20 protein-coding genes are annotated in these 16,512 nt (G+C 73.9%); 13 read left to right on the plus strand and 7 right to left on the minus strand.

Translation table 11 applies throughout. From position 1 onward, the window contains the following. Positions 1-16: 16 nt before the first annotated feature. Positions 17-433 (plus strand): ATP-binding protein, encoded by a 417-nt coding sequence (locus tag ACN27B_RS09205; protein ID WP_253866095.1) that lies wholly within the window; start codon positions 17-19, stop codon positions 431-433. Between the two features lie 61 nt (positions 434-494). Then, positions 495-1,379, plus strand: a complete 885-nt coding sequence (locus ACN27B_RS09210; protein ID WP_422744459.1) for a DUF5926 family protein — start codon at positions 495-497, stop codon at positions 1,377-1,379. Positions 1,380-1,400: 21 nt separating this feature from the next. On the opposite strand, the gene ACN27B_RS09215 is transcribed toward ACN27B_RS09210, so the two are convergent. Then, the gene (locus ACN27B_RS09215; protein ID WP_099163244.1) at positions 1,401-2,612 is read right to left on the minus strand and encodes an arginine deiminase; all 1,212 of its coding nucleotides are present in this window, start codon (positions 2,610-2,612) and stop codon (positions 1,401-1,403) included. Positions 2,613-2,774: 162 nt separating this feature from the next. Between ACN27B_RS09215 and ACN27B_RS09220 the strand changes: the two genes are divergently transcribed. From ACN27B_RS09220 to pheA, 4 genes are all read left to right on the plus strand, one after another. Next, positions 2,775-3,512: a hypothetical protein gene (locus tag ACN27B_RS09220; RefSeq protein WP_099164865.1), complete on the plus strand. Its 738-nt coding sequence runs from the start codon at positions 2,775-2,777 to the stop codon at positions 3,510-3,512. Between the two features lie 229 nt (positions 3,513-3,741). Beyond that, the gene (locus ACN27B_RS09225) at positions 3,742-4,188 is read left to right on the plus strand and encodes a hypothetical protein (protein WP_099163243.1); all 447 of its coding nucleotides are present in this window, start codon (positions 3,742-3,744) and stop codon (positions 4,186-4,188) included. A gap of 90 nt (positions 4,189-4,278) precedes the next feature. Continuing rightward, positions 4,279-4,794 carry a hypothetical protein gene (locus ACN27B_RS09230; protein WP_422744462.1) on the plus strand — a complete coding sequence of 172 codons (516 nt, stop codon included), beginning with the start codon at positions 4,279-4,281 and terminating at the stop codon, positions 4,792-4,794. Positions 4,795-4,804: 10 nt separating this feature from the next. After that, complete coding sequence (gene pheA, locus ACN27B_RS09235) at positions 4,805-5,761, plus strand: prephenate dehydratase (RefSeq protein WP_422744464.1); 957 nt, start codon at positions 4,805-4,807, stop codon at positions 5,759-5,761. 43 nt (positions 5,762-5,804) lie between these two features. On the opposite strand, the gene ACN27B_RS09240 is transcribed toward pheA, so the two are convergent. The 3 genes from ACN27B_RS09240 to ACN27B_RS09250 all read right to left on the minus strand — a co-directional run bounded on the left by ACN27B_RS09240 (position 5,805) and on the right by ACN27B_RS09250 (position 7,484). Then, the gene (locus ACN27B_RS09240) at positions 5,805-6,527 is read right to left on the minus strand and encodes an AIM24 family protein (protein ID WP_099163240.1); all 723 of its coding nucleotides are present in this window, start codon (positions 6,525-6,527) and stop codon (positions 5,805-5,807) included. A 95-nt stretch (positions 6,528-6,622) separates the two neighbouring features. Beyond that, positions 6,623-6,967 carry a metallopeptidase family protein gene (locus ACN27B_RS09245; RefSeq protein WP_172968049.1) on the minus strand — a complete coding sequence of 115 codons (345 nt, stop codon included), beginning with the start codon at positions 6,965-6,967 and terminating at the stop codon, positions 6,623-6,625. 88 nt (positions 6,968-7,055) lie between these two features. Next, positions 7,056-7,484, minus strand: coding sequence for an OsmC family protein (locus tag ACN27B_RS09250; protein WP_099163239.1), 429 nt, complete (start codon positions 7,482-7,484; stop codon positions 7,056-7,058). Positions 7,485-7,603: 119 nt separating this feature from the next. Between ACN27B_RS09250 and ACN27B_RS09255 the strand changes: the two genes are divergently transcribed. The 3 genes from ACN27B_RS09255 (at position 7,604) to ACN27B_RS09265 (ending at position 10,152) form a co-directional block, all read left to right on the plus strand. After that, positions 7,604-8,344, plus strand: coding sequence for a hypothetical protein (locus ACN27B_RS09255; protein ID WP_422744466.1), 741 nt, complete (start codon positions 7,604-7,606; stop codon positions 8,342-8,344). A gap of 174 nt (positions 8,345-8,518) precedes the next feature. Continuing rightward, positions 8,519-9,340 (plus strand): HAD family hydrolase, encoded by an 822-nt coding sequence (locus ACN27B_RS09260; RefSeq protein WP_091567909.1) that lies wholly within the window; start codon positions 8,519-8,521, stop codon positions 9,338-9,340. After that, positions 9,340-10,152, plus strand: a complete 813-nt coding sequence (locus tag ACN27B_RS09265) for an HAD family hydrolase (RefSeq protein WP_422744469.1) — start codon at positions 9,340-9,342, stop codon at positions 10,150-10,152. Before ACN27B_RS09260 ends, ACN27B_RS09265 begins: the two co-directional genes overlap by 1 nt. 35 nt (positions 10,153-10,187) lie before the next feature. On the opposite strand, the gene ACN27B_RS09270 is transcribed toward ACN27B_RS09265, so the two are convergent. Beyond that, positions 10,188-10,778 carry a bacterial proteasome activator family protein gene (locus tag ACN27B_RS09270; protein WP_099163237.1) on the minus strand — a complete coding sequence of 197 codons (591 nt, stop codon included), beginning with the start codon at positions 10,776-10,778 and terminating at the stop codon, positions 10,188-10,190. 58 nt (positions 10,779-10,836) lie between these two features. On the opposite strand from ACN27B_RS09270, the gene ACN27B_RS09275 reads away from it, so the two are divergent. After that, entirely contained in the window at positions 10,837-11,664 is an 828-nt protein-coding gene (locus tag ACN27B_RS09275; protein WP_099163236.1) for an alpha/beta hydrolase family protein, read from the plus strand. A 49-nt stretch (positions 11,665-11,713) separates the two neighbouring features. Continuing rightward, positions 11,714-12,934 (plus strand): ABC transporter substrate-binding protein, encoded by a 1,221-nt coding sequence (locus ACN27B_RS09280; protein WP_099163235.1) that lies wholly within the window; start codon positions 11,714-11,716, stop codon positions 12,932-12,934. A 55-nt stretch (positions 12,935-12,989) separates the two neighbouring features. Here the strand turns inward: ACN27B_RS09280 and ddaH are convergent, their stop codons facing one another. Continuing rightward, positions 12,990-13,823 carry a dimethylargininase gene (gene ddaH, locus ACN27B_RS09285; protein ID WP_172967886.1) on the minus strand — a complete coding sequence of 278 codons (834 nt, stop codon included), beginning with the start codon at positions 13,821-13,823 and terminating at the stop codon, positions 12,990-12,992. A gap of 59 nt (positions 13,824-13,882) precedes the next feature. Here ddaH and ACN27B_RS09290 point away from each other — a divergent pair, with 59 nt between their 5' ends. Next, positions 13,883-14,341, plus strand: coding sequence for an Lrp/AsnC family transcriptional regulator (locus ACN27B_RS09290; protein WP_099163234.1), 459 nt, complete (start codon positions 13,883-13,885; stop codon positions 14,339-14,341). Between the two features lie 55 nt (positions 14,342-14,396). Continuing rightward, positions 14,397-15,353, plus strand: a complete 957-nt coding sequence (locus ACN27B_RS09295) for a zinc-binding dehydrogenase (protein WP_422744472.1) — start codon at positions 14,397-14,399, stop codon at positions 15,351-15,353. Positions 15,354-15,360: 7 nt separating this feature from the next. On the opposite strand, the gene ACN27B_RS09300 is transcribed toward ACN27B_RS09295, so the two are convergent. Beyond that, positions 15,361-16,461: a T3SS (YopN, CesT) and YbjN peptide-binding chaperone 1 gene (locus ACN27B_RS09300; RefSeq protein WP_281588939.1), complete on the minus strand. Its 1,101-nt coding sequence runs from the start codon at positions 16,459-16,461 to the stop codon at positions 15,361-15,363. Positions 16,462-16,512 lie beyond the last annotated feature (51 nt).

Genomic DNA, 16,512 nt, shown 5'->3' on the forward strand with positions numbered 1-16,512 from the left:
CGAACGATCGTGGTGCGTGGTGGTGCCCCACCACGCGACCGGTGCGCGCCTGGCCCGGCACCGGCTCGCCGACGAGCTGACCGGCCTCGTCCCCCCGGCCCTGCTGGCCGACCTGGTGGCGGTCCTCGCCGAGCTGGTCGGCAACGCGGTCCGGCACGCCGACCCGCTGCCCGGCGGGGTGGTGCGGGTGGCCTGGCGGCTGCGGACGACCGAGCGGGGGCCGAGCGTCCAACTCCGGGTGACCGACGGCGACTCCGGCGCCGGCCCGCGGATGCGGGTCGCGTCCCCGGACGCGGTCGACGGGCGGGGTCTGCACATCGTCTCCGGGCTCTCCAGCCGGTGGGGCGTCGACCGGGACGGCCTCGGTCAGAGCGTCTGGGCGGAGTTCGACCCGGCCGGATCGCACCGACCGGACCTGGTCGCCGCCGGCTGAGCCGGCCGGGCCCGCGGGTCCGCCCCCGGCAGGTCCGGATCGGCATCTAGGCTGTGGGGCCGTGAGCAAGCGTCGAAAGAGCCAACGGGCCGCAGATGCCACCCCGAAGCGGGAGAAGGTGCGCGACGTCTTCGTGCCCCGACCGTTCGAGGGTCTGACCGACGAGCCGGAGTGGATCGCCCTCCGCGAGCTGGTGCCGGCCGCGTCCGCGCCGCTGCGGCTGACCCCCGAGCTGGTCGAGGAGTACGGCGACCGCCCGGTCACCCTGGCCACCGTCCTGCCGATGGCCGCCCCGGCGATGACCAAGCCGGACGGGCGGGTCTTCATCGGCCTGCAGCGGCACCAGCAGTCCGGCGACGTCTCCCGGGACCTGGCCGACGCGCTGCTCAGCGCGCTGCGCACCGAGCCGGGCGGCCAGGTGAGCGTGCCGCCGCTGCCCGGGCCGGGCCCCCGCCTCCAGGACGTCCTGGTGGACGGCCCGCTGGAGATCAGCATGCACGACGGGTTCGAGTTCTGGCTGGACCCGGGTGCCGCCGACGACCCGAACGTGCAGGCGTCGCTGGAGCGGGCCAACGCGGCGATCTACCCGACGGTCAAGCTGGCGGCGGCCCGGGCCGCGTACTGGTGCCAGGTCACCGAGAAGGCACACGTGCGCTGGGTGCTGCCGGAGGACGAGGACACCGCGCTGGACGCGCTGTCCCGACTGTCCGCGGCCGGCTCGCTGCGGCTGGGCGACGACACCCGGTTCGCCGGCATGTTCCGGGCGCACGGCCGGCTGGTGCCGGTCTGGGACCTGCCGGAGGACACCCCGGCCGCCGAGTGGGAGGCGCCGGTCGCCGAGTTCGCCAAGCGCTACGCCGAGGCGGTGGCGGAGCGGGAGGCGCTGGACGCGGCCGGCCGCCGCGCCCGGCAGGGCCTGCTCGGTCGGCAGTTGACGCTGCGCTGAGCGGCCCCGGCCGGGCCGGTCTCACCCGCGCAGCGGCTCGCGTACCAGCGGGCAGGACATGCAGCGGGGGCCGCCCCGGCCGGAGCCCAGCTCCGAGCCGGCGATCGCGATCACCTCGATGCCGGCGCGCTCCAGCTGCGCGTTCGTCTCCACGTTGCGTTCGTAGCCGACGCAGAGCCGCGGCGCGAGCGCGAGCGTGTTGTTGCCGTCGTCCCACTGCTCGCGCTCGGCGGTGACCGGGTCCAGGCCGGTGTCGATCACCCGGAGCTGGTCCAGGTCCATCGCGTCGGCGGCGGCCCGCAGGAACGGCGCCGGCCCGTCCACCCGCGGCTCGCCGCCGTCCGCGCCGGCGATCACCGTGTACGCGGACAGCTCGCTGGCGATGTTCGGATACATCAGCACCGTGTCGACGTCGACCATGGTGCAGACCGTGTCCAGGTGCATGGTGGCGCGTTCCTGGGCGATCGGCACCACCAGGATGGTGTGCGCCAGCCCGGCGGCGAACACCTGCCGGGCCAGCCGCTCCGCGCCGGCCGGGGTGGTGCGCTCGCCGACGCCGACGGCGAGCACGCCCGGGGCGAGCAGCAGCACGTCGCCGCCCTCCAGGTGCTCCAGGCGCGGGTGGTAGACGAACTCGGTGCCGACGAAGCGCGGGTGGTGCCGGTAGATCGCGTCGGTCAGCGTGGTCTCCCGCCGGCGCGCCGGCATGGCCAGGCTGGTGACCCCGACCCGGTCGCCGATCCACACCGACGAGTCGCGGGTGAACAACAGGTTCGGCAGCGGGTCGATGACGAAGTCGTGCCGGTCCATCAGCGTCCAGACCAGACCGCCGGGCCGGTCGGCGCCGACGCGCAGCTCCTCGTGGGCGAGCCCGGCGACGAAGACGTCGGCCAGGGCGGCCGGATCGAGGTAGGCCAGGTGGTCGGCGACCCGGCGGCGGAGGGTGTCGCCGAGTCGGCGGGACCGCAGCACCTGCTCGGTCAGCTCGGCCCGGGCGTCCGGCACGGCGAGGGTTTCGGCGAGCAGGTCGGCCAGGTAGAGCACCTCCACCCCGCGCGAGCGCAGGGCGGCCGCGAAGGCGTCGTGCTCCTCCTGCGCCCGTCCCACCCATGGGATAGCGTCGAACAGAAGACTGTCGTTGTTGCGCGGGGTGAGGCGGGCGAGTTCCGGTCCCGGGCGGTGCAGCAGCACCGTGCCGAGTCGGGCCACTTCGCTGTCCACGTAGTGGGTCACCCTCGCAGCGTAGGGCAGGCTTCCGCACCATCCGGAAAAGAAGTGTGAATGAATATGGCATTCATCCGCACTCACTCCGGCGCTCCAACTTGCCGAGCCCCCCGGGGTGCAACGTAGGGTAGTGGAGACATAACTTCGAGAGACCTTTTGCCGGAGGTCGCGATGACTGTCTTTCCCGCTCGTCGAGCCGTACCGAGCCGGGCACTGCCGCCCCGCTCGGTGCCGCATCCCCGGGTCGAGGCCACGTCGGTGCTCGAGCCGGCCCGACCCACTCCCCTGGAGTGGGCGCGCCGCCGTCGGGCCGAACGGGGCGCCCGCCGGTTGGAAGCGGCCGGGGCCCGTGCCCTGGGGCAGCTCGACCACCTCGGCCCCGCGTGGCACGTGATCGAGTGGCCCCGGACGGATCCCGCCGACGCCCTCTTCGACCACGCCCACGACGACCGGGCCGGGTTCCTCGCGATCGGGCCGAGCGGGCTCTTCGCGGTCACCATCGCCGACCACGGCCGGGCCCGCGTCCTCGTCGCCGGCGACGTGGTGCAGATCAACGGCAAGCGTCCGCCCTATGTGGCGGAGGCGCGCCGCGACGCCAAGCGGGCCAGCAAGGCGCTCTCCGACGCGGTCGGCCTGCCGATCCCGGTCACCCCGGTGCTGACGTTCGTCGGCTCCGGGGTGATCAGCGTCTACGGCCTGCCGAAGGACTGCCTCATGGCCACCCACCGGGAGCTGGACCGGCTGCTCGTGGCCGCCGGCAACCGGATCAGCCCGGCCACCGCCGAGAAGCTGTCCCGGGTCGCCCAGGCGCCGTCGACGTGGCTCAACGGCACGTACCGTCCATCCGCCGACTACCGGTGGTATGACGAGGGCCGAACGGCCGCTGACAAGCGGGCCGCCCGCCGGTAACGTCTCCGACGACGCCACGCGGTCCACGGCTCCGCCCCGACCGGTTCCGTCGGTCCGCGTCGTCGCCGGCCGCCCGGCCCCGGGGTTCCCGTCGCACCGACGCCTGTCCCCCGGTCCCCGAGCCGTCCGACCCACGGGTGGCACCGGCGACCGGAAGCGCAGCGCGGCCGGGAGGCCGCCGTGCCGACCGGCTAGCGTGGACAGACCGTCGGTGTACATAGGAGGCGCGGTGGCCCACGTCGAGCTCTCACTCTCGGAAGTGTTCGGGAAGGCACCGGCCGAGCAGGAGTCCGACAACGTCGGGCAGTGGTCCGGCACCGTCTCCCGGGCCGCCGAGCCGTGCCTGCTGATCGACGCCGACACCTGCGTGGTGGCGATCTCCTCGTCCGGCTGCGACCTGCTCTGCCTGGGCGCCCCGGAGGACGTGATCGGCCTGCCGCTGCTGGAGGGCGGTCTGCGCCTGGTCGACTTCACCGCCAGCCCGAGCGAGCTCACCGAGCAGGAGACCGACAAGATCCCGCCGCTGCTCGCGCTGCACTCCGGCCGCCTCGCCCGCGGGCTGCTCCGGGTCCGCAGGCCCGGCTCCGACGCCGGTACCACGGTCGACGCGATCTCCACACCGGTGCTGACCGGCGCCTCGGTGGCCGGGTCACTCACGTTCTTCTCGGTGGTCTGACCACCGGTCTTTCACCCCGGCGGATGATCCTCCTACGATGGGCTCGGCCCTCGGGCCGCGTCGACGCCCCTCGATGTCGAGGACTCCACAGTGCCCCGCACCGCACCCCGCCGCCGGTCCGCCCCGGTGACGCTGCTCGCCCTGCTCGCGCTCACCGCGTGCGGCACCCCGCCCGAGCTGCGTGAGCCCGTCGCCACCGCCGGCCCCCGCGCCTCGACGTCCGCCACGCCCACCCCGAGCGCGCCGCCGACCCCACCGGTCACCCCGGCCGCGCCGCCGCCCACCACCCGGATCCCCGATCCGGCTGCCACACCCTGCCGGGGCAAGCCGTCCGGCGACCGGATCGTGGCGCTGCTGCGCGGTTCCGCCGGGGTGCTGCCCCGGGACGTGAAGGTCACCGTCCGGACCGGACCGCTCTGCGCCGAGGGCTGGCACTACACCGTCCTGGCGGTCACCGGGCACGAGGAACTCCAGGTGGTCACGCGTGGCTCGTCCGGCGCACCCACCCTGGTCACCGCCGGGACCGACGTGTGCGGCGTCGAGGTGCGCGCCGCCGGTCCCCCCGGCATCCGCACCCTGGCCTGCGACGGCGCCCCGGGTGCGTAGGCTGGTCGCCATGCCGGGAACACCGCCGACCCGCTTCGTCTACCTGGGCCCCGAGGGCACCTTCGCCGAGCAGGCGTTGCGCACCGTGCCCGCCGCCGAGCGGGGGGACCGCACGCCGGCCCGCAGCGTCGGCGAGGCGCTGGACGCCGTACGGGCCGGGGAGGCGGACGCCGCCCTCGTGCCGCTGGAGAACTCGATCGGCGGCGCGGTCGGCGTCACGCTCGACGAGCTGGCCGAGGGGGACCCGCTGGTGATCACCCGCGAGGTGGTCCTGCCGGTGGAGTTCGTCCTCGCCGGCCGACCCGGCATCACGCCGGCCGACGTGCGCAGCGTGGCGGCCCACCCGCAGGCGTCCACCCAGTGCCGGGGCTGGCTCCGCGACCACCTGCCCGACGCCACCGTGGTCGACGTGCTCTCCAACGGCGCCGCCGCGGCCGGCGCGGCGAGCGGCGAGTACGACGCCGCGATCTGCGCCCCCATCGGCGCCGCCCGGCACCGGCTCACCGTCCTCGCCGACAAGATCGCCGACCATCCGGACGCGGTGACCCGGTTCGCGCTGGTCTCCCGCCCCGGGCCGCCCCCGCCGCCCACCGGCGACGACCTCACCTCGCTGGCGGTCTACATCGCGCACGACCGGGTGGGCGCGCTGCTCGGGGTGCTCATGGAGCTGGCCGTGCGCGGGGTCAACCTGACCCGGATCGAGTCCCGCCCGACCGGTGAGGCGCTCGGCCGCTACGTGTTCTTCCTCGACTGCACCGGGCACGTCGCCGACGTACGCCTCGGCGAGGCGCTCCGCGGGCTCCGCCGGGTCTGCGCCGACGTGCGCTTCCTCGGGTCGTACCCCCGGCACCGCTGGGGCACGGCGGCGGCCGACCGGCCGACGCCCGCGCCGGCCGGCCTCTCCGACGCCGACTACGCCGACGCGGCGGCCTGGCTGGCCCGGCTGCGCGCCGGCGAGCTGAACTGAGACCGCGCCGGGTGCTCCCCCAGGGCGCACCCGGCGCGGCCGGTCACTGGAGCAGGCCGCCGAGCAGGCCACCCTGCTGCTGCTGGGCGCCGCTGCCGGCCACCGGCGGCTCCTCCGACGGCTGCACCACCACGAAGCCCTGCCCGGCGAAGCTCATCGTGAACGCCTCGCCGGTGCTGCGTCCCAGCAGCGTGCCGAGTCCGAGCTGCTCGGCCCGGTGGTAGCCGGTCTGGAGGTTGGCCGACCAGCAGACCGCCGCCTGCGGGTCGACGTACGTCGGGGCGTCCACGTTGAGCACCACCGGGGTGCCCTTGGTGGTGATCGCGATCCGGCCGTGCCCGGTGAAGACGCAGTTGAACAGGCCCGACGACGACGCCATCCCGGCGCCGCCGACCATCTTGATGTCGTACTGGAGGGTCGAGTCGAAGGCGAGCACGCTGGAGCCGTTGATGGACAGGGCGTCGCCGGGCTCCAGGTCGATGATGTGCACGTCCTTGGCCAGCTCGGCCAGGAACACGTCGCCGCGCCCGGTGAGCTTCATCAGCGGGACGCCCTCACCGGTCAGCCGCTGCTTGATGAACTTGCCGATGCCGCCCGAGCCGAGCGCCTGGAACTGCACCTGGCCCTGGTACGCGACCATCGACCCGACGCGGGCCATCGCCTCGCCGTTCAGCTCGATCTTCAGCATCTTGGAGTTCTGCAGCCGCATGCCCGGCTGCTGGGACTCCTTCTCGAGGTTCTCCGCGGAGAACAGCGCGCTGCGCATGGGGTTTCCTCCTGCATCGGGATGTGCCTGATCCGGAGGTTAGGGGACCGGCGCAACCGACGGGATCAGCCGAGCGGGGACGCGCCGGGGACCGGTCAGCCCCAGCCGAGGGCGTGCAGGCGCTCGTCGTCGATGCCGAAGTGGTGGGCGATCTCGTGCACCACCGTCACCGCGACCTCGTCGACCACGTCCTCGTCGGTGTCGCAGATCGCCAGGATCGGGTTGCGGTAGATCAGGATGCGGTCGGGCAGCACGCCGGAGTAGTCCCAGCCGCGCTCGGTGAGCGCGTGCCCCTCGTAGAGACCGAGCAGGTCCTCGCCCGGGGGTGGATCGTCCTCGACCAGGATGACCACGTTGCTCATCAGCCCGAGCAGTTCCTCGGGCACCTCGTCGAGCGCCTCGCCGACCAGTTCCTCGAACCGGTCCCGGCTCATCTCCACGGCCACGCGGCCCGGTCACTCCCTCGCGGTCGGCACGCGGTGCGACGGGGGCGCCCCGGAGGACGCCCCCGTCGTCCCGTACGTGGTGTCAGGCCAGACGGGCGTTCAGCGTGATCTGCGCGCCCGGGGAGAGGAGCCGGGAGATCGGGCAGTTCTCCTTGGCCGCCTCGGCCAGCTTGGTGAACTCCGCCTCGTCGAGGCCGGGGACCTGGCCGACGGTCTCCAGGTCGATGCGGGTCACGGTCATGCCCGCGTCGGTCTTGTCGAAGTGCACCTTGGCGGTCGTCTCCACCGACGTGTCGGTGGCGCCGGCGTCGGCGAGCTGCTTGGAGAGGGCCATCGAGAAGCAGCTCGCGTGCGCGGCGCCGATCAGCTCCTCGGGGTTGGTGCCCTCGCCCTCCTCGAAGCGGGACTTGAAGGAGTAGTTGCCGGACAGGCCGCCCTTGCCGGTGCGGACGGTGCCCGACCCCTCGGTCAGGTTGCCCTGCCAACGAGCGGAAGCGGTACGGATAGGCATGGCACCGACGCTAACCGAAAGCGGGCCGCCCCGCACCGGTCCGGCGGCTCGCGGTCCGGGTGCCCGGGTGTCGGCTGTGCCATGATTCGACGCAGGCCCGCGTACGGGAAGGGTGGCCGATGTCGCAGGATCTCCCCATCCCCAGGCAGGACGACCGGCACGACGGCACCACCGTCGTGGAGTGGGGTGACGCCGACACGACCCCGCCCGGCCGGGTCGGCCGGGCGTTTGCCGGCCTGGGCCGCGACCACCGCCTGCCGCCGGTGCTCGTCGGGCTCGGCGCGGTCGCCGCGCTCGCCTCGCTGATCGGCGAGTGGGTGGTGATCGCCATTCCCGCCGACTCGCGGGAGGAGGGCGCGCGGGCCCAACTGGCCGACGGCATCGCCGAGACGGGCGCCTTCGGGACGGCCTACCTGGTGGGTCTGCTCGGGTTGTCGGTCGCGCTGGTGTTGGCGCTGCGTGGCGCCCCGACGGTCCGGCGGCACGCCCGGATCGCCGGCCTCGGTCTCGCGGCGCCGCTGTTCGGCGTGCTGGTCGCGACCGCCGCGTCGCTCCAGCAGCTCGCCCGACGCATCCTCTTCTTCCCGACCGAGCAGAGCCTCCAGGTGGAGCACGGGCGGGGTCTGGTCACCGCGTTCCTCGCCGTCGCGCTGCTGGCGGCCGCGCTGCACCTGAGCGGCCGGACCGGCGACCGGGGGACCGATCCGGTGGAGGTCGGAGCGGAGCCGGGCGACGAGCCGCCGGGAACACCGGCCGGCCGCCGGCGGCGGCGGTCCGCCGAGGACGAGGCGCCCCCGGCGCCGGCCGACCTGACCGTGGAACCGACGGTGCCGTTCGCCGGCCCCGAACGCTCCCGCTGACGGGTCCGGCCCCCGCCGGGCGGTCACCTGGCGGCCGCCGGGGATTCGCGGCCGATTCGCCGGAAAGCCGTGGTTGCCGCCCGTTTCGCGAGATACGGTTGCTGCCCGTCGTTCGAGGGTCGCGGCACCGAGGACCTGGCGGCCGACGTGACGGCGGCGGGCGAAGGAGGAACCATGACCCGCCCGGGCCTGCCCAAGCTGATCGCCACCGACCTCGACGGCACGCTCGTCCGCAGCGACGACACCGTCTCCGCGTACACCCACGGGGTGCTGGACCGGGTGCGCGCCGCCGGGATCCCGGTGGTCGGCGCGACCGGACGCGGACCGCGTCTGACCGAGCTCACCCGCAACGACATCCGCGCCGCCGACTTCCTGGTGATGGCCGGCGGTGGCCGGGTGGTCGACCAGAGCGACCCGGCCGGGCCGCTGGTGCTGCGGGACGAGCGCCTGCGCGGTGAGGTGCTGGCCCAGCTCCTGACCGACCTGGAGGCCGCCGTCGGGCCGCTGACCGTGATGGTCGAGGCGTCCGACGAGCACGACGCGCCGCTCTGGGGCGACTACCACCCGAGCTGGCCCTACCCGGACCGGTTCGAGGCGCGCAGCCGCGCCGAGTGCCTCTCCTGTGACGTGATCAAGGCGTTCGCCCGGACCGCCGACCACCACGTCGACGACCTGCTGGCGGCGGCCCGCCGGATCGTCCCGCCGGAGGTGGCCACGCTCACCCAGGCCGGGCTGGGGTTCGTCGAGATCTGCCCACCGGGCGTGGACAAGGCCACCGGGCTGAGCGTCATCGCCGACCAGCTCGGGGTGGACCCCGCCGACGTGCTGGTCTTCGGCGACCAGCCCAACGACCTGCCGATGTTCGGCTGGGCCGGCTGGGCCCGGGTGGCGGTGGCGAACGCGCACCCCGACGTGCGCGCCGCGGCCGACGAGATCACCCTGCGCAACGACGACGACGGCGTCGCGGTCTACCTGGACCGACTACTCTCCCGGTGATGGGAGATCCACCTCGGCTCGTCGCGACCGACATCGACGGCACGCTGCTGCGCGACGACCGGACGCTCAGCCCGCGCACATCGGCGGTGCTGGCCCGGATCGTCGCCGCGGGCACGCCGGTCGTGCTGGTCACCGGCCGTCCGATCCGCTGGCTCCAACTCGTGTACGACCAGCTCGCCGCGCCGCTGCCGGCGATCTGCGCCAACGGCGCGGTGGTCTACGACCCGGTGGCGGACGAGGTGCTGCGTGCCGACCCGCTCGCCCCGGAGCTGCTGGCCGAGGTGGCCCGGCGGCTCCGGGCCGAGGTGCCCGGGGTGAGCTTCGCGGTGGAGATCGTGGACAGCCGGCAGATGCGGCACGAGGCGCACTACCCGCTGCGCTGGGACGCCGACGCGGAGGCGATCCGGGCGGTCGAGTCGCCCGAGGAACTGCTCGCCGCGCCGGCGGTGAAGCTGCTGGTCCGCGCCGGCGAGCAGGACCCGGACCTGTTCGTCCGGGTGGTGGCCGGCGCGCTGGAGGGGCTGGCCGAGGCGACCCACTCGTCCTACAGCGGGCTGATCGAGATCTCCGCCGCCGGCGTGACGAAGGCGGCCGGCCTGGCCTGGTACGCGGAGCGGCTGGGCATCGACGAGCGGGACGTGCTGGCCTTCGGCGACATGCCCAACGACGTGCCGATGCTGACCTGGGCCGGGCGGGCCGTGGCCGTGGCCAACGCCCACCCGGCCGTGCGGGAGATCGCACACGAGGTCACCGGGCCGAACACCGAGGACGGCGTCGCCGCGTACCTGGAAGAGGTTTTCGGGGTGGACTGACCGGCCGGGGCGCGTGACGCGCCCCGGCCGACGGGTCACAGGTACTGGCCGGGCGCGTGGCCCTCGTTGTTGCCGGGCATCCCCGGCATGCCGGGGATCATCCCGCCGGGGCCGCTGGGCAGCGCCTGCCGGCCGGACCGCATCTGCTCCAGCTGGACCCGGGCGGCCATCTGCTGGGCCACCAGCGCGGCCTGGATGCCGTGGAACAGCCCCTCCAGCCAGCCCACCAGCTGGGCGTGGGCGATGCGCAGCTCGCTCTCGCTGGGCGCCTGCTGCTCGGTGAACGGCAGTGAGATCCGCTCCAGCTCCTCGCGCAGCTCAGGGGCCAGGCCCTCCTTCAGCTCGACGATCGAGCGCTCGTGGATCTCCCGCATGCGATGCCGGCTGGCGTCGTCCAGCGGGGCGGCCTTCACCTCCTCCAGCAGCTGCTTGATCATGCTGCCGATCCGCATCACCTTGGCCGGCTGCTCGACCAGACGGGTCGGGTCCTCGCCCTTGCCCTCGTCGGTCTGCACCGTGCCGACCGGGCGGCCGTCCGGCCCGACCACCACCACGGTGCCGGGGATGCCATCGTTGCCCTGTTCGTCGTCGTGTCCGGCGGAGTGCGCTTCGGTCATGGCACCCATCTTTACCCACCCCGACCACGCGCACGCGCCCGGACCGGGGGCAGGTTACCGTCGCCGCATGTCCAGCGACCCGCGCGACGTGCTGACCCGGCCGGCTCCCCCGCCGGACGCGACCGTCGCCTACGGCGACCACCCGGACCAGTGCGCCGACCTGCGCCGACCGGCCGGCGACGGGCCCGCCCGCCCGCTGGTGGTCGTGGTGCACGGCGGCTTCTGGCGGGCCGGGTACGACCGCGCCCACACCGGCCCGATGGCGGCGGCGCTGGCCGCGCTCGGCCATCCGGTCGCCCAGATCGAATACCGCCGGACCGGTCAGCCGGACGGCGGATGGCCGCACACGCTCACCGACGTACGCACCGGGGTCGCCGCCCTGCCGGCGCTGGCCGCCGCCGCGCTGCCCGGCCGGGTGGCGCCCGTCCCGCCGCTCCTGGTCGGTCACTCGGCCGGTGGGCACCTGGCGCTGTACGTCGCCGGACGCGCCCCGGAGACGGTCGGCGGCGTGCTCGCGCTGGCGCCGGTCGCGGACCTCGCCGAGGCGTACCGGCTGGACCTGGACGCCGGCGCGGTGGCCGCGCTGCTGGGCGGCGGTCCGGCCGACGTGCCGGATCGGTACGCGGAGGCGGATCCATCGGCGTTGGTGCCGATCCGGACACGCACCGTAGTCATGCATGGTCTTCTCGACCGTCAGGTCCCGGCCGCGATCAGCCGCGCCTGGGTGGCCGCGGACCGGGCCGCCGGAGGCGAAGCCGCGCTGGTTGAGCTGCCGGAATGCGAACATTTCGGGTTGATCGCGCCGGACTCCGCGGCGTGGCCGCAGGTGGTCGGGGCGTTGCGGTCCCTTCACAATGATCATCCGGGCATTGACGCAGCGTTGCCGACCAGGTAGAACGCCGGAGGGGTGTGCATCATGGCCACCCCGTCGGGAAGGAATTTCGGTGGCACAGATGAACCGCAGGCGGGCGCTGCAACTGCTGGCCGCGCTGGGCACCACCGGGCTCGCGGCGGGCTGCGGTTCCGGTGACGACTCCACGGAGCAGGCCCCGGCCGGCAGCCCGATCAAGATCGGTCTGATCGTGCCCGGCGGTGGCCCGAACAAGGTCATCGGCGAAGAGATCACCAACGGCTTCCAGCTCTTCCTCAGCCTGCACTCCCAGCAGCTCGGCGGCCACCCGGTCACGCTGGTGCCGGCCGAGGAGGGCAACAGCGCCGCGACCGGCAAGGCCGCCGTCGACCGGCTGCTCAAGGAGGGCGTGCTCGCGCTCACCGGCGTGGTCGACCCGGTCGTCATGACCGGCATCAGGGACACCGTCGAGCAGGCCCGGGTGCCGCTCATCGGCTCCAACGCCTCCCCCGCCACGTTGCAGGGCGTCGTCTACATCTGGCGCACCTCCTACGTGCTCGACGAGCCGGGCGTGGCGCTCGGGCAGTACCTGCGGCAGAACCTGGACGCGTCCAGCCGGATCGCCATCTTCGGCACCCAGGGCCCCGGCAGCCAGGACGTCGTCGCCGGCTTCCGGCGCGGCTACGAGCAGGGCCGTCGCCTCACCGAGGACCCGATCTACACGGAGGACTACGCCACCCCGAGCAAGCGGGCCTACTCCGGCCCGATCCGCAAGGCGCTGGAACGCAAGCCGGACGCGGTCTTCTGCCACTACTCCGGCCCGCAGGCGGTGCAGTTCGTCAAGCAGCTCTACGATGAGGGCTACCGGGGGCCGGTCTACGCGCCCGGGTTCCTGACCGAGGGCACCGTCCTGGACCAGCTCGACGACGGCGAGAAGGGCCGCGACCGGCAGCTGATCGAGAGGTTCGGCATCGAGACCGCGCTGAACTACTCGGCCGACCTGAACAACACCGCGAACCGGGTGTTCGCCTCCGCGTACCGCAAGACGTTCAACGCCTCCCCGACCACCTACGCGATGGCCTCGTACGACGCCGCGCTGGTCCTCGACAAGGCGATCCGGCTGGTCGGCAGGGACCCGTCCCCGCAGCAGGTCAACCTGGCGCTCGGCAAGATCGGCCAGGTCGACAGCCCGCGCGGGTCCTGGCAGTTCAACCAGCCGCGTACGCCGCAGCAGAAGTGGTACCTGCGCAAGGTCCAGCTCGACGGCCGGATGCTCTCCAACGTGGTGATCAACGAGCTGGCCACGCTCGGTTGACACGCGAGAAAGGGCGGCCTCCCCCGGGGGAGGCCGCCCTTCGTGCGTGCGGGGGTCAGTGCCGCAGCTCGGCGATGCAGCACTTCACGCTGCCGCCGCCCTTCTTCAGCTCGGCCAGCTCCACCGGCACCGGGTGGTAGCCGGCCGCCTTCAGCTTGCCGGCCAGCCGGGTCGCCTCGTTGTTCAGCACCACGTTGAGCCCGTCGCTGACCAGGTTCAGGCCGAAGGCCAGGGCGTCCTCGTCGTCCGCCACGACCGCGTCGGGGAACAGCTGGGTCAGCACCCGCTGGCTGGCCGCGGAGAAGGCCCCCGGGTAGTAGACGATGTTCTCGTCGTCGATCGAGGCGAGCGCCACGTCCAGGTGGTAGAAGCGCGGGTCGACCAGGCGCAGCGAGACCACCGGCCGGCCGAGCGCCTCCTGCGCCTCGGCGTGCGCGGCCGGCTCGGTCCGGAAGCCGTGGCCGGCCAGGACCAGCCCGCCGTGCGCCTCCGGCAGGTACGCGAAGTCGCCCTCGCCCTCGTTGGTCTCGCTCGGCGCGATGAACCGCCAGCCCCGCTCCTCGTAGAACGCCCGGTGCGCGGCGGCCTCGGCGGCCCGCTGCTCGTGCTTGAACTGGGCGCCGTAGACCGTGCCGTCGACCACGAACGCCCCGTTGGCCGCGAAGACCATGTCCGGCAGGCCGGCCTCCGGCGTCAGCAGGTGCACCTCGTGACCGAGCCCGACCAGCGTCTCGCGCAGCCGGTCCCACTGCTTGACCGCCAGGTCGGCGTCGACCGCCGTGGTCACGTCCATCCACGGGTTGATCGCGTACTCGACCGCGAAGTGCTCGGGCGAGCACATGAGATATGTCCGCTTTCGCGAGACTCGCTGCTGGTTCACGGTCACCAAGAGTAGGTACGGTAGAACTTTGGTAACAGCCACAACCATTGCTTCCCAGAGGCGGAACGTTGCAGATAGACGCGGTCGACCAGCGAATCATTGCGTTGCTCGTGGCAGACGCCCGCGCCTCGTACGCGGACATCGGCACCCGGGTGTCACTCTCCGCCCCCGCCGTCAAGCGACGCGTCGACCGGCTCCGCGCGGCCGGGGTCATCCGCGGATTCACCGCCGTCGTCGACCCGGCCGCCGTCGGGTGGACCACCGAGGCGTTCGTCGAGCTGTTCTGCGCCGGCCGGACCACCCCGGCGCAGATCGGCGCCGCCGCCCGCCGGCACCCCGAGGTGGTCGGCGCCTACACCGTCTCCGGCGAGGCGGACGCACTGGTGCACCTGCGCGCCGCCGACATCTCCCACCTGGAGGAGGCGCTGGAGCGACTGCGGGCCGAGTCGTTCGTCACCTCGTCCCGCAGCACCATCGTGCTGTCCCGACTGGTCGAGTCCCCCGGCGTCGGACCCTCCACGCCTTGACCTCAACCCGGCTTCATGTCGTGCACTGGTGACCGGCTTGACGCAAGGGGGCGGTATGCGTGCGGTGTGGCTGCGGGAGTTCGGCGGACCCGAGGTGCTCGTGCCCGGGACAGCACCCGACCCGGCACCCGGACCGGGCCAGGTGCTCGTCGACGTGGCACACGCCAACATCACGTTCGTCGAGACGATGTTCCGGGCCAGCGGCTTCGGGCCGTTCGGCGCCGAACTGCCGGTGATCCCCGGTAACGGGGTCGGCGGCACGATCACCGCGCTGGGAGCGGGCGTCGACCCGGCGCTCGCCGGCCGCGTCGTGGTCACCGCCACCGGCGGCACCGGCGGGTACGCCGAGCGCGTCGTGGTCGACCGGAGCGCGCCGGTCCCCGTACCCCCGGGGTTGGCGCTCGACGCGGCGGTGGCGCTGATGGCCGACGGCCGGACCGCCCTGATGCTCGCCCGGGCGGCCGGGCTGCGGCGGGGCGACCGGGTGCTGGTCGAGGCGGCGGCCGGCGGCGTCGGATCGCTGCTGACGCAGCTCGCGGCCGCCGCCGGTGCGACGGTGGTGGCCGCCGCCGGCGGCGCCCGCAAGGTCGACGTGCTCCGCGCCGCCGGCCTCGACGTGGTCGTCGACTACCGGCAGGCCGGCTGGACCGACCGGGTCCGGGACGCCGTGGGCGCCGTCGACGTGGTGTTCGACGGCGTGGGCGGGCCGCTCGCCCGGCAGGCGTTCGACCTGCTGGACCGCGGCGGGCGGATGCTCAGCTTCGGACTGGCCGGCGGCGCCTGGGCGGACATCCCGGCCGAGTCCGCCGCCGCACGCGGGGTGACGCTGCTGAACCCCCGGCCCGGCCCGGACGAGCTGCGCGCCCTCACCGAGGCGGCGCTCGCCGAGGGCGCGGCCGGACGGCTGCGGCCGCTGATCGGGCAGCGCTTCCCGCTGGCCCGGGCCGCCGCCGCGCACGCCGCGATCGAGGCCCGGGAGACACTGGGCAAGACGCTGCTCGACGTGCGCTGACGCGCGGTCAGAGATACATGCCGGTGCGGTGCTCCTCGGCCCGCGCCGGCTTGTCGCCCTCGCCGAAGAAACGCTTGCCACCGAACTCGCCGTGCAGCCGGTCGTCCAGCTCGTCGGCCAGACCGGTCATCACCTGCACCGCCAGCATCAGGTGGGTGGCCTGGAAGTTGCGGCCGAAGACCGGGATCGACGCCCAGACCGTGTCGTCGGCGCAGTAGAGCCGGCCGATCGGCATCCGGTTGGTCAGCTCGGAGAGCTTCACGTAGAGCCGCTCGGTCGGCTCCACCTCGGTCAGCACCGGCGAGAAGACGTCGACCAGCGGCGGGTTGTCGCGCACCCGCACGAAGACCATCGCCGAGCCGGCCCGGATGTTGATGTCCCCGTCGGAGTCGACCTGGACCTGGTCGGAGTTCGACTTCAGCATCGTCGACACGACCGTCCGGACCCGCTCCTCCAGCGCCAGCACGTCGTTCTCGCCGGCCTGGGCCGCCGCCGCGGCCGCCAGCGCCTCGTCCAGGTCCGCCTCCACGTCCCGGTCCGGGCCGAACTCGCTGCGGGCCGTGCCCAGCGGCTCCACCGGCAACGGCTCACCCTCGGCGTCGTGCACCAGGTAGACCAGGAAGGCGGGGTGCGGGGCGCCGTAGACGTCGCGCAGCGTGCGGGAGAGCACGGCGGACAACCGGGTCGCCTCGTCGACGCCGCAGTCCAGGCCGAACTGCTCGCCCGAACCGGGCACCACCCCCGGCGGCGACCAACCCAGCGCGACCATGTCGGCCACCGCGGCCCGGTCCAGCCGGTAGCCCTGCGGCAGGGTGGCGTTGCCGACCGCCCGGGCGGACAGGCGACCCTCCTCGCCGGCGTCCGCGCTGACCGAGTAGACGGCGTCACCGGTGCCGGAGGCGGTCGGGTCGAGCGTGACCTCCAGGTGCCCGCCGGCGGGCAGCCCGCGCAGCCGGTCGGCCAGCGCCCGGGCGAACTCCCGCCAGGCCTCGGTCACCTTGGCCCGCAGATCGGCCGTGGTCGGCTCGTCGAGCAGGATCGACTCGTGCTGCTCCGGCGTACCGCCGGAAGGCTGGTCGACCGGCGCCGAGGGGTGGTCTGCCGTCATGATCGCCTCCGTCCGTTCCCGCCACCCTACCCATGGGCGGTGGGCGTCGAA

It is taken from the genome of Micromonospora sp. WMMD754 (assembly GCF_049315235.1).
GTDB classification, from domain to species: Bacteria; Actinomycetota; Actinomycetes; order Mycobacteriales; family Micromonosporaceae; genus Micromonospora; species Micromonospora sediminicola.

Excerpts from the sequence above, each read along its gene's own strand:
- ACN27B_RS09220 (WP_099164865.1), top strand. The coding sequence starts at position 2,775 with ATGACTGTCTTTCCCGCTCGTCGAGCCGTACCGAGCCGGGCACTGCCG.
- ACN27B_RS09275 (WP_099163236.1), top strand. The coding sequence starts at position 10,837 with ATGTCCAGCGACCCGCGCGACGTGCTGACCCGGCCGGCTCCCCCGCCG.
- pheA (WP_422744464.1), top strand. The coding sequence starts at position 4,805 with ATGCCGGGAACACCGCCGACCCGCTTCGTCTACCTGGGCCCCGAGGGC.
- ACN27B_RS09260 (WP_091567909.1), top strand. The coding sequence starts at position 8,519 with ATGACCCGCCCGGGCCTGCCCAAGCTGATCGCCACCGACCTCGACGGC.
- ACN27B_RS09295 (WP_422744472.1), top strand. The coding sequence starts at position 14,397 with ATGCGTGCGGTGTGGCTGCGGGAGTTCGGCGGACCCGAGGTGCTCGTG.
- ACN27B_RS09240 (WP_099163240.1), bottom strand. The coding sequence starts at position 6,527 with ATGCGCAGCGCGCTGTTCTCCGCGGAGAACCTCGAGAAGGAGTCCCAG.
- ACN27B_RS09255 (WP_422744466.1), top strand. The coding sequence starts at position 7,604 with ATGTCGCAGGATCTCCCCATCCCCAGGCAGGACGACCGGCACGACGGC.
- ACN27B_RS09300 (WP_281588939.1), bottom strand. The coding sequence starts at position 16,461 with ATGACGGCAGACCACCCCTCGGCGCCGGTCGACCAGCCTTCCGGCGGT.
- ACN27B_RS09250 (WP_099163239.1), bottom strand. The coding sequence starts at position 7,484 with ATGCCTATCCGTACCGCTTCCGCTCGTTGGCAGGGCAACCTGACCGAG.
- ACN27B_RS09265 (WP_422744469.1), top strand. The coding sequence starts at position 9,340 with ATGGGAGATCCACCTCGGCTCGTCGCGACCGACATCGACGGCACGCTG.
- ACN27B_RS09270 (WP_099163237.1), bottom strand. The coding sequence starts at position 10,778 with ATGGGTGCCATGACCGAAGCGCACTCCGCCGGACACGACGACGAACAG.